The organism is Pelotomaculum schinkii (assembly GCF_004369205.1).
GTDB lineage: Bacteria > Bacillota > Desulfotomaculia > Desulfotomaculales > Pelotomaculaceae > Pelotomaculum_C > Pelotomaculum_C schinkii.
Genome location: NZ_QFGA01000001.1, coordinates 1,673,977 through 1,688,135 on the forward strand (window position 1 = coordinate 1,673,977; position 14,159 = coordinate 1,688,135).

The window sequence follows — 14,159 nt, forward strand, 5'->3', positions numbered from 1 at the left end:
CCGTAATAATTTTGGACGTGAGACGTGAGACGTGAGACGTGTGACGTGGGACGTGTGATACAGGTATTCCTTTCGGGTCAAAGATTAAGCTTATCGATGAATTAACGCTTCTCACATTTTACGTCAAATTATTAGCCTTTTTTATGCAGAATCGCACTTGCACTGCGAAGCAGTGCAATAGCCCTTATACAGCGTTTTCTTGGGGACGATGTGCGAATTAATTCGCATATCGTCTCACGTCTCACGTCTATACTTTTCTGACGGCGGGGCTGAACAGGCCTTCCGGTCTCATCAGCAGCACGGCCAGCAGGACCAAAAGAGCCAGAGCATCTTTCAGCCCGGAGGATACCAGGCCCGCCCCGTAAGCTTCCAGGAGCCCGAGGAGGAGGCCGCCCAGTACCGCTCCCCCCACATTCTGCATGCCGCCGAGAACAGCCGCGACAAAGCCCTTGACACCCAGTAAAAATCCCATATCATAGGTTGCCAGGGTGACCGGAGTGATAAAAATACCTGCTGCCGCTCCCAGGGCGCCGCTGGCGATGAAAGCGGCGAACGACATGGCGGACGGGTTAATACCCACCAGCCTGGCGGCGGTCCGGTTGATTACACAGGCCCGCACAGCCTTGCCGGCATAGGTCAGCTCAAAGAAAGCGTAGAGTCCGGCCAGGGCTGCCGCCAGCAGGCCTACTATCCATAAGCTCTGCAGGTTGATCGCGGCCCCCCCGGCCACCAGTGGTCCTCCCTCAGAAAAAGCCGGGAGCGAGACGGGATCAGTTCCCCAGATCAGGAGGGCCAGACCCCGCAGGGATATGGAAATGCCAACGGTGATCACCACCAGGGTCAACACCGAAGACTGTATAGCCGGCTTAACAGCCACCCGTTCCAGCAATCCGGCAAGTACCGCGACTGCCGCTACAGCAATCAAAAATGCCGCGGCAAGAGGGAGTCCGGCCGCATAAAGACTGGCGGCCAGCAGGGCGCCCAGGGCCAAAAACTCACCCAGAGCCAGATTGAGCACTCCCGTAATATTAAAGGTTAAAACCAGGGCCAGGGCAGTCAGCGCATAGATGCTGCCCATGGTAAGCCCTGAAATAAACAGCTGGAGCAGTTGACTGGATAAAGTCAATTTCAAAAGCCCCCGATCCGTAAATTATTCATAGATTAGAACTTTCATGTTGCACGTAGAACAAATTTAAAAGTTTTTGGCTAGTCGAGGCATTTGGACGTGAGACGTGAGACGTGGGTCGTGGGACGTGGGATCCTGGTATTTCTAACGGGTCAAAATGACATCTATTAAAGCTTGTTTTGATGGAGGTGCGATTTCAATCGCACAAGACCTGCTAAACAGTAGGTGTTGCATTCCTTTGGGGTCTTGTGCGAATGAATTCGCACCTACATACTTTAGACCTGGGTCGTGGGATCCTGGCTTTCTTATGAGTTCAAATACCTGTAGCCTTCTTACACCCACTTCTCACATCTCATTTCTCACGTCCCACGTCCCACGTCCCACGTCTCACTCCATCAGTTTCCACTGACCATTCTGGATCCGTACCAGGACCATGGAGTCTTCATCGAGGCCATTATGGTCGGTTGGCGTCAGGTTGAAGATCCCGGAGACTCCGGTGAAGTTGCTGGTTTTTTCCAACTGGTCGCGGATACCCGCCCGGTCCGGGCCTGCTGTTTCAATGGCATTCACCAGCAGGTAAAAGGCGTCCCAGGCATACCCGCCGAAAGAGTTGGGAGGAGAGTTATAACGCTTGCTGTAGTCGGCGATGTAGTCGTCGAGAACCTTCTTCTGCGGGTCGCTGTCAGGAATTTGCCCGCTCACGGTCAGTTTGCCGATTGGCAGCCGTACTCCGTCCGCCGCTCCCTGGGCCAGCTCAATAAAATTCTGGTTCCCTACACCATGGCTGTGCAGGAGCGGAATTTCCAGGCTCAGATCCCTGTAATTTTTAGTGATAATCGAGGCCGATGGCGGAATAGCCCATACAACCGTTGCCTGTGCCCCACTGGTTTTGACTCTGGTAAGCTGCGGGGTCATATCCTTGTCGGTCGCTTCAAATTTTTCTTCCGCCACTATTTCCAGGCCGCCTGCTCCGGCCGCCGCCTTAAAAGCGTTCCTTCCGTTGTCGCCGTACGAGTTGTTCATGTAGAGGAAAGCCACCCTGGTAAGGTTGTTTTCCTTCAGGTAATCTATCAGCCTGTTGACCACAACCAGGTCACTCTGGGCAGTTTTAAAGACCCACTTTCTTTCCTGTACCGGTTCTACAATGGCGCTGGCCGCGGCCATGGAGATCATGGGCACCTGCTCTTTTTGCACGGTATCAATCATCGACATGGAGGTTCCGCTGGCGCTGCACCCGATTACCGCCAGCACCTTTTGCTGGTCGATTAGCTTTTTAACTGCAAGTACGGCTTCAGTTTCGTCGCTCTTATTGTCAAGGATGGTTAACTCTAACGGATGGCCGTTAATTCCACCGCTTTCATTGACCTTGTCAGCCAGCATCTGGAGCGTATTTCGCTCGGGTACCCCCAATGATGAGGACGGGCCGCTAATGTCTACAACAGCTCCAATTTTATATGGTTCCTTTACCGCGCCGGCATTGCTGCCGGTAGAACTGCTGCCGGAACACCCGCCAAGCAGCAATAACACAACGGCCAAAACGCCTGCCAGCGCTGTAACCACGATCAACCTTGCCTTCGGCAACGCCTTTTCCCCCTTAATCATATTCATCTCATTTTCCTTAAGGTTTGTTGGGTAAATAAGCTGTATAAAGAAAGCGGCTCACCCCCTTTACGTAAAATATGCACAAAAAAACCGCAGCCTTCGCGGGGACGAAAGCTGCGGACTTCCGCGGTACCACCCCGGTTGGTTGTTATAGAACCCACTTCAAAAGGTACAGGTTATCCCATTACCTGCAGGCTTAATGTAAAATAAAAAAACTTTCCGCCCGATAGGGACGAAAAGAATTTCGCGTTACCACCCTAGTTGGCTCACAAAAAGAGCCCACTCCTTGCAGGGTACGGGAACAAATTCCTTATACCCCCTTCCTTTTAACGGTAGAAGTCTCCGTACGGGCCTACTTTCCTTCATGGTTTCAGTCCGTCAACTCGGGGGAGAACTTCAACGGCTCATACTGTAGAAGCGCTTTCAGTCGCGACGCTTCCTCCCTGAAAAGCTGTGTCCCGTCTACTTTTCCCCTTCATCGCTTTTGGCGATATATCCTTAGTGCTAATAATAGAGGAACCCCTCTCACAAGTCAAGAAGAAAATGGCGCAATGCCTGTCCTTTTTCATATGACTCCCAACAGGATTAAAACACCGAACACGGTGATAACCAGTCCGGAGATCTGGGTGATCCTGTGGAGGACATGACTGTTCAATTTTTTGCGCAGAAAGCTCGCTATCGAACTGATTGTAAACCACCAGATAATAGATCCGAGAAAAACACCGGTGACTACCAGGAACGCAAAGGCGTGTCCCTCGTCCGGGTTGATTAAGTCAAACCCAGCAAAAGCAGCGGCAAAAGCCAGGATGGTAATGGGGTTGGTTAAAGTGAGAAAAAAGCTCGAAATAAAGGCCTGGAAGCCTCCCCTACCGCGTCCTCCGTTCTTCTTTTCGGGCTTCCCGGATTCGTGTGAGAGCATGGACATCACGCCCAAAACGCATATAAAGATTCCGCCTCCAAATTGGAGCCATTTTTCCTCCTGGACATAGAAATTAGTAATGAAACTTAATCCAAAGGCTGCGGCAAAGGCGAAAAAAGTATCCGCCACGGCTGCTCCAAGCCCGGATATAAAACCAATAATCCTGCCTCCGAGCAGGGTCCTGCGGATACACAGTAAATTTACCGGCCCAATCGGTACGGCCAGAAAAAAACCAATAACAACTGCCTTTAGGAAAAGGATCTCCTTCACTTACAGTCCCTCGAAAACATTTCCCCACATACCACTGTGGACAAACAGCGTAAATGATAGGATTTTGTAGATATATAATAGCTCATTTTACCATGAAACTTGATTCTATTGCTAGATGGACCGGACTTTGTTATCAGGGGTTACAATAAAAAAACACAGGCAATTAAAACCTTAAATTAAAAAGCATCCTTAAACCCCTATCTTACGGTTTCAGACGCTTCTTTTATTACGCGCCGGCTTACGAATCCAACTCTTTTTTAGTCGCCTCTTGCACTTTAGGCTCTACTGTCACGGCTGCCGGCTGCTGGTTTTTCAAAGTTTTAATTTCCGCCTCCAACTGGCGTATATACATAGCTTTTTTAATCTGCCACCAAAAGCCTAAAAACATAACCATCACTGCGCCAACTGCCGCCGAGGCGAGGATTACGAGGACCTTGGAAATGCCCTGGTACTGCCAGAATAAAAATTTTATACTGATGCTCTCCGTGTTTTGGATAGCAAAGACTGCTACGCTGAGAGCAAATAAAAGAGCCACAATAAAGTATATTTGGGCTTTACTCACATTCGTAACCCTCCTTTAAGATAATGGTATCCAATGCAAGTATACCATTGTTTAGTTGTCAGGTTAACCACAACTAAAAAAATTGTCCACCTGCGTCCCCTTGTCAACCACCCACAAAAAAACAAAACCCCGCTTGGGGGGTTCGTATCAAAGCAAATCGTTAGCTCGTTCTCCTGCTTTCGGCCTTGGCCGGCAGGTACAGGTTTGGCAGGTTTTCGTGCTTGATGTTGCGGATGTGCAGGGTATGGGACCACTCTTTGTTCTTGCGCATGGCGAAACCGATGTAGGCGATGGGGATCCAGGTCAGGGCAAAGATTGGGTAAAACACCAGCCACCAGTATACTTTAAACCTGACCCGTTCCAGATATAGACCCAGGCCGAAGTAGAAAAACTGGGCAAAGAAACCGATATAGCCCCAAGCTGAATGTTCCAGCAGCAGCTCCGGACCAAGATATAAAACATTTACAATCACGCTCAGACCGATAAGCATCTGAAAAAAGGGCTGAATCAAATACAGGGCGCCGTCAATCATGGCAAAGTTCCTGGTGCGAATCCCCTCCCGCAACAACTTGCCCATATAGCGGCCGGCAACATTGGTGTGTCCCTGCATCCAGCGCCTGCGCTGGTTCCAGGACTGCCCCAGGGTCAGGGGCTTCTCGTCATAGACCTTGGCTTCATGAGCCCAGCAAACCTTGACGTTGTTCAATAGAGCCTTGGTCTGAAATTCCAGGTCTTCGGTGAGGGAAGTCATACCCCACCCATACTTTTTCAGCAGATCCACTGAAATGCACATACCGGTACCGCCCAAAGCACAGGTAAGGCCCAGGTTATACTTAGAAAGCTGCCAAAGGCGATTGGTTAGTGTGTAGCCGATATAAATAGACTTGGTAATCCAGGTATCGCTGGCGTTCTTGGTATCCAAATAGCCCTGGACGATTCTTTCTCCCTTGAGCAGGTGCGCGTTCATGATCCTTAAAAAATCATTGTCGACCAGGTTGTCCGCATCAAAGACAACCACCGCGTCGTAAGAAACGTTGCCCGCAAAAATTTGGTTGAAGGCATACTCAAGGGCATAGCCTTTGCCTATCTCTTTCTTGTTAAAACGCTCGATTACCTGAGCGCCATGCTCTCTTGCGATAGCGGCGGTACGATCGGTGCAATTGTCAGCGATAACATAGATGTCATAAAGCTCTTTCGGGTAGTTTAGTTCATGGAGGTTCCGGATTAATTCCCCAATAACCTTCTCTTCGTTGTGCGCAGCGCTCACTATAGCAAAACGGGAACTGGGCGGCAAAGAATAGTCTTCCGGCTTACGGAAGAACCCAAACAGAGAAATCACAAAGTAATAAAACGTAAAGCCAGTCAGGAAAATTTGGACACCGTAAAAAAGTACCTCCATGGCTATCCCCTTTGCAAACGTTAAAGTCTCATAAAAAAGTACACCAGAAGAATTTTCTGCTAAGAAAGCAAAAGTCCTTCTTTTTTTATAGTGAAAGGCCAAAAGAAAATATCTTTTGAAAAGATGCAATATTAAGGGGGCGTCCCTATACTAACCCGCATCTGGCGATTTTATACTCTTATCCAAGGTCCGGCCCCAACAGCTGCGGGCTGATAAATTCCGGAAATCATGCTCCCATCTCCCCCTGCTCCACTTCTTATTTAAATGTCATTATGTATATGCCGGTGGCGCTGCAAAGCTTACCGGAACTACTAGACATTATGACCCAGAACAAGAAAATATTACTAAAATATTGAGATTTACGCCTATTCACCTCCGCAGCTCAGTGCATTGCCAGGCATTTTTTCACAGGCAAGGTCGTGAACACATACCCGCTATAAAAAAACCTATCGTTCACAACGACAGGCTTTTTCATACCAGCGTGAGCAAGCTCATTCATTCCGGGCCGGTTCATTCAATCACTGAGTTATTTCTACGATGTCGCGATCCTGCAGCACGTAGTCGCGCATGACTGATTGACCCTCAAAACGGGCGGAACCCCAGATTCTGGCATTTTTCATCAGGCGCGGCAGATCCCGGTGGATAGACACGGCCAATTCCTGAATTGTGCTGCCCTGCTGCAATATAAACGGAGTTTTCAGATCAGGCTCTTTGCCGGGAACCTTGGTATAGACGCGAATGATCCCCAGTATCGTGAAAATCTTTTCCTTCAGCGCTTCCAGACCTACACCGGTGACAGCTGAAACAGGGTAAATCTCCAGACCGGCGGGGCCCAGTTCCCGCATGATCTCAATATTGTCACTGCTGTTCGGCATATCCGCGCGGGTGGCCAGCACCAGGCGCCGGCCGGGTGGTATCCCGCGAGTGTTGAGAGCCGCATCGTCCCGGACGATCTTTTTATCATTTAAATACTTCAAACAAAACTCCAACTGCTCGAGGCATTCGTCTGAGCCCGCATCGACCAGGACCAGCAACGCGTCTGCGTTGCGCAGGGCGCCGGCCAACCCGGGTGGTACAATCTCTTGCGTAATGGGTGGAGTATCAACCAGCTGGATGTAAATATCCTCGTAAGGCATCATACCGGCCAGAGGCACGGTAGTGGAAAAAGGATATCCGGCAATCTTCGGCCTGGCCCTGGTTACAGCGCCCACGAGGGCCGACTTGCCGGTATTCGGAAATCCAACCAGAGCCACCTGCCCGGCCCCCTGCTTCTCAATAAAGAAAGGGTCGATCCGGGCGGTTTTGCTTTTCTTTTGACCTTCCTCCCGAAGTTTGGAAAGACGCTTCTTTAAATCGGCCTGCATCTTTTCGGTACCCTTGTGCTTGGGAATAACCGCGAGCATCTCTTCTAAGGCGGCGATTTTTTCCTCAACAGTTACCGCTTTCTTGTAGGACTCTTCCGCGTCATAATACTGGGGTGTAAGATTGGCAGGCAAAAAATTGCACCCCCTAATGTTTTTTTTATACTATAAAACTAACACAAACGACAGCTAAAAGAAATCTCAAAAAAGAACCGGCCGGTATATCGGTAAAGAAGGTTATAATAATGTCGAGGGCTTGACCTGAAAAAGCAAGTCGTAGGTCGTAAGGCGTAGGGCGTAAAAAGTGGGATGTAAATTCCGGAATAAATGTTAAATTTGGCGGCAAGGGATGTAATTATGAAAATTATTGTTGACGCGGACGCCACGCCGAAGAAGGCGCTGGAAACCTGCAGGGCGGCTGCCGCAGAATTTGCAGTAAACCTGGTGACAGTGGCAAGCTTCAATCACCGGATTGAATCCGACCACCACATCACTGTGGGAAACGCGCCCCAGGAAGCCGACCTGCAAGTGGTCAACCTGACCGGTAAAGGAGACATTGTGGTCACCCAGGACTGGGGCCTGGCCGCTATCGTCCTCGGCAAGGGGGCCGCCGCTCTTTCTCCGGCCGGCCGGATTTTCCGGAAGGAGACAATTGACTTCCTATTGGAGGAGCGGGAGCTAAAGGCGAAATTCAGAAGAAGCGGGGGTAGAACCAGAGGACCCAGAAAAAGAACGGCCGCGGACGACGATCACTTTAAGAAATCCCTGTACCGGCTGCTGGAACAAAGATAATTAATATTTGATTGCATGAAAAAAGCGTCCCCCTCTACGACAATGGCGACGCTTTTTGCGTATTTCAGCTTTGTATGTAAAATTTCTACCACCTGTGGCCGGCGCCGGAGGCGATGACCAGGGAAAGAACCACTACCAGGCTGTATATCCAACGCATCTGTTTTTCCTCCTTTAGGTTTTAAAAGATTATCTTCACCATTTTGGTTTGTGACTGCTTTAAGCTCCTACCACCTGTGGCCGGCGCCGGAGGCGATAACCAGGGAAAGAACTACTACCAGGCTGTATATCCAACGCATCTGTTTTTCCTCCTTCAGATTTTAAAAGATTATCTTCACCATTTTGGTTTGTGACTGCTTTAAGCTCCTACCACCTGTGGCCGGCGCCGGAGGCGATGACCAGGGAGAGAACCACTACCAGGCTGTATATCCAACGCATCTGTTTTTCCTCCTTCAGATTTTAAAAGATTATCTTCACCATTTTGGTTTGTGACTGCTTTAAGCTCCTACCACCTGTGGCCAGCGCCGGAGGCGATGACCAGGGAGAGAACCACTACCAGGCTGTATACCCAACGCATCTGTTTTTCCTCCTTCCTGCAAACTTTTTAAATTATATCACAGATCTCAACATAGTAACGATAAATACCTCATAGTACACCGATGATACAATTATAAGCATCTTTAAATCCCATATTCTGATTACATTTATTATATATCAACATTAGCGACTTGTCTACAAAAACATTTCAATTTTTTTCAACAATTTGCAGCAAATCTTCACTTGCCACCCCTCTCATATTAAGATATCAAAAAAAGCAACAAAAAACTAAACCTACTACCCATTAGAGGTCTTTTTACTGAGCTTTACAGATATAGTGTCTTTTTTTATTAGCCAACACAGAGTATTTAGGCAATTTTACTTATTTGACCCTGACACCTTCCGCAACGATCAATTTTTCGGTGTAATCATCAAGACTTTGCTCCTGGCCCACATACCAGAAGTCTGTTTGCCGGCCTTCCCGCAGAGCCATAATTTTATGGCACAGCTTCAGCAGAGTCCTGGGTTCGTGACTTATGATGATAAACGCGACGCCGTTTTTCTTATTTAACTCAACCAATATTTGTTCCATCCTGGCCCTGCTCGATATATCCAGCGCTGAAAAAGGCTCGTCGCAGATAATCAACTTTGGCCTGGTGGTGATGGCGCGGGCCAGGCAAATACGCTGGAGTTGGCCAAGGCTGAACTGGTCGGGGTAATCATACCAACGGCCGTATTCCAGTCCCACCAACTTCAGCGCCTCAGCTGCCAGAGCCTCTCTGGTCCCCTTGTGGAATCCGCGGTAAGACAGCGGCTCGGCAACAATATCGAAGATGTTCCTGTACCTGTTGACCGAACTCCTGGGGTTTTGAAAAAGGTACTGGATACTGCGCCGGTACTCCCGGTAGTTTTTACTTTGAGCTATACTTAAGCTTCTAAATAAGACACGACCTGAAACGGGTCTTTCAAAGCCTGCCAGGACGAGGGACAGAGAGGTTTTTCCCGAGCCGCTTTCACCCAGTATCCCCAATATCTCCCCATCGTCCAAATTGAGGTTGATGTCCTGCAAAATCCTGCGCGCCGAACCCGGGTAGGAAAATGAAAGCTCCCTCGCAGCCAGCAGTGATCCCGTTCTCACTGGTTTTCGCCCCCATCGTAAAGCCAGCATGCCACCTGGCCGGTCCCTATCCGAATAAGAACCGGCTCTTGTACTTCGCATGCCGTTATACGCTCGCGGCAGCAGGCAAAATAACGGCAACCCGGCGCCCGGTCGTTGAGAACCGGCGGTTCGCCATGAAATAATGCGCTCTCCCGCCCCTTCATCTCATTAAAAAAGCAGCCAAACAGGTTTTTAGAATAGGGATGCCGGGGATAAAAACACAATTCCCTGGTGTCACCCATCTCCACCAGTCGACCACTGTAAAGAACAGCCAGTGTATTACAATATTTCAGAGCTATACCTAAGTCGTGGGTCACCAGGACCATGGCAAAATTGTATTCTTTCTGAGCTTTCCCCAGCAGTGTCATAATTTCGATTTTTGACAACAGATCCAGAGATGATGTAGGCTCATCCGCCAGTATGACTTCGGGCCTGCCTGCGATCGCCATGGCCACAGCAATTCGCTGGCACATACCCCCGCTCAACTGGTGAGGGAACATCCTTAAGATCCGGCCGGGCTCACTGAAGCCAACCTTAACCAGCAGTTCCGCGGCATAATTTGCCGCCTCTTTCCGCCGCAAACCGGTTGTTACGGCAATCACTTCTTGCATTTGGGCTTCTATCTTTCGCGTGGGGGTCAGCGACCCTTGCGGGTTCTGGGGAACATACCCGATTTTCTGACGCCTTAGTTGGCGAATTTCCTTCCGGCCGGCCTTGAGAAGGTTGCGGCAGCCACACACCGCTATATTTCCCTCCAGGCCGGCCGTATGGTTCAACAACCCCAGTAAGGTATAGGTGACCAGGCTTTTACCGCTGCCCGATTCACCGATAATACCCAAAGTTTCCCCCGGTCCCAGGCTGAAACTGACATCTTTCAGCAGAGGGATAACCGCCTTATCTTTACGAATGCTGACGCTAAGATCCGCTACGTCAATCATGTTCGAGCAATCCCTTCGCCTTGGAACTGTATGCCTCATGCAACGCGTCACCCAGTATGTTGAAACATAGCACAAGCATGGTCAGGGTCAGGACCGGAAAAAACCACTGCCACGGGTAAACTCTGAATGACTGTAGTCCGTCGGAAATCAATACGCCCAAGCTGGCGTTTGGCGCCTGTACGCCTAAGCCGACGATACTTAAAAAAGCTTCCGCCATAATCGCGTCCGGGATCGAAAAAGCTGCGGTGGTAAGAAGGACCGGAATGCAGTTGGGGAGAATGTGGCGAGCCATAATCTGAAAACTACCCGCCCCGTTCAGCCTGGCAAATTTGATAAAAGGCGAGTTTCTGATAACGCGGACTTCACCCCTGATCATCCTGGCGGTCGGTATCCACAATACCAGGCCCAGGGCGATAAAAATGTTCTTTATCCCCGGCTCCAGAACTACGGTAAGCATTACCACAATTAAGAAGGGCGGGATGCACCAAAAAATGTCAACCATACCAATAAGCAAGCGGTCAGCCAGTCCTCCCAGCAGGCCTGAAACGCTGCCCACCAGAAATCCGACTGTGATGTTGATAAGCGTGGCAAAGAAAGCAATCGTAAGTGAAATCCTGATTCCGTAGACGATCCTGGCCAGCAGGTCCCGGCCCAGGTAGTCGGTTCCCAGCCAATGGACGGCGCCGGGCCCGGTATTGGCCTGGAGCAAATCCTGGCTGTTGGGTTCATATTGAAAAAATAGCGTACCCCCGATGGATACGACCGCGTACAGCCCGATCAGGATTAAGCAGGCCAACACCAGCCTGTTTTTCAAGGTCTCGATGAGCATCATGTTACCTCATCCCTGACCCGGCTTTGGGGGTTAATTAAAAAAATCAGGACGTCTGCCAGAAAGGTTGAAACCAGCAATACAAAAGTATAAAAAATGGTTACCCCGGCCACCAGGTTATAATCACGGTTGCCCACGGACGTGACGTAGTACTGGCCGAGTCCCGGCAGGGCAAATATTTTCTCGACAATAAAACTTCCCGTCAGGAGGGTCGCAGCCAGCGGGCTCAAGTAATGGACCATACCGGAAAGGGCATTGGGCAGGGCATGTCTGAAAAGCACCGAGCAGGAGTTCAGTCCCCTGGCCCGGGCGGCGACAATATAGTCCCTATCCAGCGCCTCAATCATTTCCGTCCTTACCAGGCGTACGATTATAGCCGCCGGCAAAGCTGCGAGGGTAAGCGCCGGCAGAACCAGTCCTACGGGGCTGGTGGACATTGCTGCCGGCAGCCAACGGAGTTTCAGAGCAAAAATATAAATTAGGCCGGCTCCCAGGGCAAAATTAGGCACAGACATCCCCAGCGTCGCCAATACCAGCACCAAACGGTCCGGCCATTTGTTCCTGAGCGCCGCTGAGGCGACTCCCAGGCTCACACCCAGTACGATCGACAGCAATAGGGCCAGGAGGCCTACCGTTGCCGAAACGGGGAACGATTCCTTGATAATGTCATTGACCGAGCGCCCCGGATACTTAAGTGAAGGACCCAGGTCCAATCTGGCCAAATTGTAAAGGTAGCCGGTATACTGGGTCACCAGAGGCTGGTTTAGTCCATACCTGGCAAGGATATTATCCTTAATTTCGGGCGCAACCCGCCTGGTTGTAAAAGGATCCCCCGGCAATAGGCGCATCAGGAAGAAGGTGAGAGTCACCACCACAAACATGACTCCCAGGTTGAAAACAGCTCTTTTTAGTATATAGCCGGCCATTTAATTAACGGAAGCCCACTTAAAATCCGCGAAGAACGCAAAGCTGGGATGGATAACGCCCTGTATGTTGTCATTTTCCAGATAAGGATTGGTGTAGTAGTAAACAGGCATAACCGGCTGCTCATCCATAAGGATTTTTTCCGCCCTTAAAAAGGCGTCCATACGGGCCCCGGGGTCTTTGGCCAATCTGGCCTCTTCCAGCAAACGGTCATATTCTTCGTTGCTCCAGTCCGCCTGGTTATTGGGGCCGTCTGTCTCCCACAGGTCCAGGAAGGTCATGGGGTCATTGTAATCAGCGTTCCAGCCCACCCGGGCAACCTGGTAGTCCCTTTCGTCGAGGGTTCTGAAGTAGACTTTATACTCCTGCTCAATAATCTCCGCTTCGATGCCCAGGGTCTCCTTCCACATTCCCGTAAGGGCCTCGGCTACGGGCCTGTGGTTCTGGTTGTTGCTAAGAAGAAGTTTGACCTTGGGAAAACCACGGCCTTCGGGGTAACCCGCTTCTGCCAGCAGCTTCCTGGCTTCAGCCGGGTTGAACCCTGCGATCAGCTTTTCATCCAGGCTCCTGAATTCCTGGCCCGGGGCAGGCCCGTTTACTCCCGGAGGGACAAAGGCATAGGCAGCCTTTTCCCCGCCCATGGTCACTTTGCTGACCAGGGCTTCGCGGTCGATAGCCAAAGACAGCGCCTGGCGGACTCTGACATCGTCAAAGGGGGGTAGATTGGTATTGAACATGTAGAATTCATTGGAAAGGTCCGGGCTCAGCTTGAGCAGGTTGCTCTTGGCCAACCGCTCCACCTCGCGGTAGGGTGGCGTCTCGGCAATGTCTATCTGCCCGCTCTCAAACATGGCCAACTCGGTGTTGGAGTCGTCGACCAGGGTAACCACCAGGCTTTTCAGCCTCACGCTTTCCTGGTCCCAATAGCGCTCATTTTTCTCAAGTATAAATTGCTTATTGTGCTCCCATGCGGTCAATTTGAAAGGCCCGTTGCCGGTAAATGTAGCGGGATTTTGAGCCCAGCCTGCGCCGTCCTTATCAACAGCCTTTTTGTTGACGGGAAACAGGGTGGGAAACGCTGTTAACGATAGAAAATAGGGTACAGGCTCCGTTAGGGTGACGATCAGCTTGTCTTTTCCCTCGGCGCGGACACCAACTTCAGCCGGGTCTTTGACTTTGCCGGCGTTGAAGGCTTCGCCGTTGACCAGGTAATAAAGCTGATAGGCATAAGGTGAAGCGGTTTCCGGATCCAGCACCCGCCGCCAGGAGTAGACAAAGTCCTCGGCTGTAAGCGGCTCCCCGTCAGTCCAGGTGGACTCTCTCAGGGTAAAGATATAAGTCTTGCCGTCCTCTGAAACCTCCCAGCTCTTGGCTATGCCCGGGGAAGGGTTACCGTCGCGGTCCATCCGTACCAGACCTTCCAACAGGGCGTTCTCCAAAGTTTGCTCCGTAACTCCGTTAGAAAGGGCCGGGTCGAGAGTGGCCGGCTCGGCGCCGATGTTGTACCTGATGGTCTGCCGGACAGTCTGGTTTGGTGCGGGTTTCGAGGGGGAACAGCCGGCGGCCAGGACCACCAAGAAAATATAAATAAACAGCCTTGTAAGCTTGTTCAAAACCCTATACCCCCTGTATACGTTGTCCTTATTAAACTGGTTATTTCTCCATATTTTTGATAATTCCCTCCCGCATGAAGAAAATTTTTAAATATGATGTCGTTTGGGAAGGGATTTGCACATTTTGTCAG

Annotated in this window: 12 protein-coding genes, 1 pseudogene and 1 other annotated feature; of the genes and pseudogenes, 1 reads left to right on the forward strand and 12 read right to left on the reverse strand. The window is 50.4% G+C overall.

Going from position 1 to position 14,159, the window contains the following annotated elements:
- Nucleotides 1-247 precede the first annotated feature (247 nt).
- The 7 genes and pseudogenes from Psch_RS07845 to Psch_RS07870 form a co-directional block, all read right to left on the reverse strand.
- A complete protein-coding gene (locus Psch_RS07845) occupies nucleotides 248-1,108 on the reverse strand; it encodes a branched-chain amino acid ABC transporter permease (RefSeq protein ID WP_427910093.1) in 861 nt (286 codons plus the stop codon).
- A pseudogene (locus tag Psch_RS21655) lies at nucleotides 1,077-1,154 on the reverse strand (hypothetical protein); the annotation flags it as partial. The gene Psch_RS07845 and the pseudogene Psch_RS21655, both read right to left, overlap by 32 nt.
- Before the next feature lie 359 nt (nucleotides 1,155-1,513).
- Nucleotides 1,514-2,707 (reverse strand): ABC transporter substrate-binding protein, encoded by a 1,194-nt coding sequence (locus Psch_RS07850; RefSeq protein ID WP_243123982.1) that lies wholly within the window; start codon nucleotides 2,705-2,707, stop codon nucleotides 1,514-1,516.
- 246 nt (nucleotides 2,708-2,953) lie between these two features.
- Nucleotides 2,954-3,216: a binding site (T-box leader), on the reverse strand.
- Between the two features lie 77 nt (nucleotides 3,217-3,293).
- Nucleotides 3,294-3,917, reverse strand: coding sequence for a LysE family translocator (locus Psch_RS07855; protein WP_190239787.1), 624 nt, complete (start codon nucleotides 3,915-3,917; stop codon nucleotides 3,294-3,296).
- Nucleotides 3,918-4,155: 238 nt separating this feature from the next.
- A complete protein-coding gene (locus Psch_RS07860) occupies nucleotides 4,156-4,479 on the reverse strand; it encodes a LapA family protein (RefSeq protein ID WP_134219962.1) in 324 nt (107 codons plus the stop codon).
- Between the two features lie 160 nt (nucleotides 4,480-4,639).
- Nucleotides 4,640-5,878 (reverse strand): glycosyltransferase family 2 protein, encoded by a 1,239-nt coding sequence (locus Psch_RS07865; protein ID WP_134219961.1) that lies wholly within the window; start codon nucleotides 5,876-5,878, stop codon nucleotides 4,640-4,642.
- Between the two features lie 518 nt (nucleotides 5,879-6,396).
- The gene (locus tag Psch_RS07870; protein ID WP_190239788.1) at nucleotides 6,397-7,374 is read right to left on the reverse strand and encodes a GTPase; all 978 of its coding nucleotides are present in this window, start codon (nucleotides 7,372-7,374) and stop codon (nucleotides 6,397-6,399) included.
- Nucleotides 7,375-7,596: 222 nt separating this feature from the next.
- On the opposite strand from Psch_RS07870, the gene Psch_RS07875 reads away from it, so the two are divergent.
- Nucleotides 7,597-8,031 (forward strand): YaiI/YqxD family protein, encoded by a 435-nt coding sequence (locus Psch_RS07875; protein WP_134219959.1) that lies wholly within the window; start codon nucleotides 7,597-7,599, stop codon nucleotides 8,029-8,031.
- 916 nt (nucleotides 8,032-8,947) lie between these two features.
- Here Psch_RS07875 and Psch_RS07880 read toward each other — a convergent pair.
- From Psch_RS07880 to Psch_RS07900, 5 genes are read right to left on the reverse strand one after another with little or no spacing between them, the layout of a single operon-like run.
- Nucleotides 8,948-9,703, reverse strand: a complete 756-nt coding sequence (locus Psch_RS07880) for an ATP-binding cassette domain-containing protein (protein ID WP_190239789.1) — start codon at nucleotides 9,701-9,703, stop codon at nucleotides 8,948-8,950.
- The gene (locus tag Psch_RS07885; RefSeq protein WP_190239790.1) at nucleotides 9,700-10,662 is read right to left on the reverse strand and encodes an ABC transporter ATP-binding protein; all 963 of its coding nucleotides are present in this window, start codon (nucleotides 10,660-10,662) and stop codon (nucleotides 9,700-9,702) included. The genes Psch_RS07880 and Psch_RS07885 overlap by 4 nt, the downstream gene beginning before the upstream one ends.
- On the reverse strand, nucleotides 10,655-11,494 hold the full coding sequence (locus Psch_RS07890; RefSeq protein ID WP_134219441.1) for an ABC transporter permease: 840 nt from the start codon (nucleotides 11,492-11,494) through the stop codon (nucleotides 10,655-10,657). Before Psch_RS07890 ends, Psch_RS07885 begins: the two co-directional genes overlap by 8 nt.
- On the reverse strand, nucleotides 11,491-12,417 hold the full coding sequence (locus tag Psch_RS07895; RefSeq protein WP_190239791.1) for an ABC transporter permease: 927 nt from the start codon (nucleotides 12,415-12,417) through the stop codon (nucleotides 11,491-11,493). The genes Psch_RS07890 and Psch_RS07895 overlap by 4 nt, the downstream gene beginning before the upstream one ends.
- Nucleotides 12,418-14,028 (reverse strand): peptide ABC transporter substrate-binding protein, encoded by a 1,611-nt coding sequence (locus Psch_RS07900; protein WP_190239792.1) that lies wholly within the window; start codon nucleotides 14,026-14,028, stop codon nucleotides 12,418-12,420. It lies immediately after the preceding gene.
- Between the last annotated feature and the right edge of the window lie 131 nt (nucleotides 14,029-14,159).

Excerpts from the sequence above, each read along its gene's own strand:
- Psch_RS07865 (WP_134219961.1), bottom strand. The coding sequence starts at position 5,878 with ATGGAGGTACTTTTTTACGGTGTCCAAATTTTCCTGACTGGCTTTACG.
- Psch_RS07875 (WP_134219959.1), top strand. The coding sequence starts at position 7,597 with ATGAAAATTATTGTTGACGCGGACGCCACGCCGAAGAAGGCGCTGGAA.
- Psch_RS07885 (WP_190239790.1), bottom strand. The coding sequence starts at position 10,662 with ATGATTGACGTAGCGGATCTTAGCGTCAGCATTCGTAAAGATAAGGCG.
- Psch_RS07890 (WP_134219441.1), bottom strand. The coding sequence starts at position 11,494 with ATGATGCTCATCGAGACCTTGAAAAACAGGCTGGTGTTGGCCTGCTTA.
- Psch_RS07895 (WP_190239791.1), bottom strand. The coding sequence starts at position 12,417 with ATGGCCGGCTATATACTAAAAAGAGCTGTTTTCAACCTGGGAGTCATG.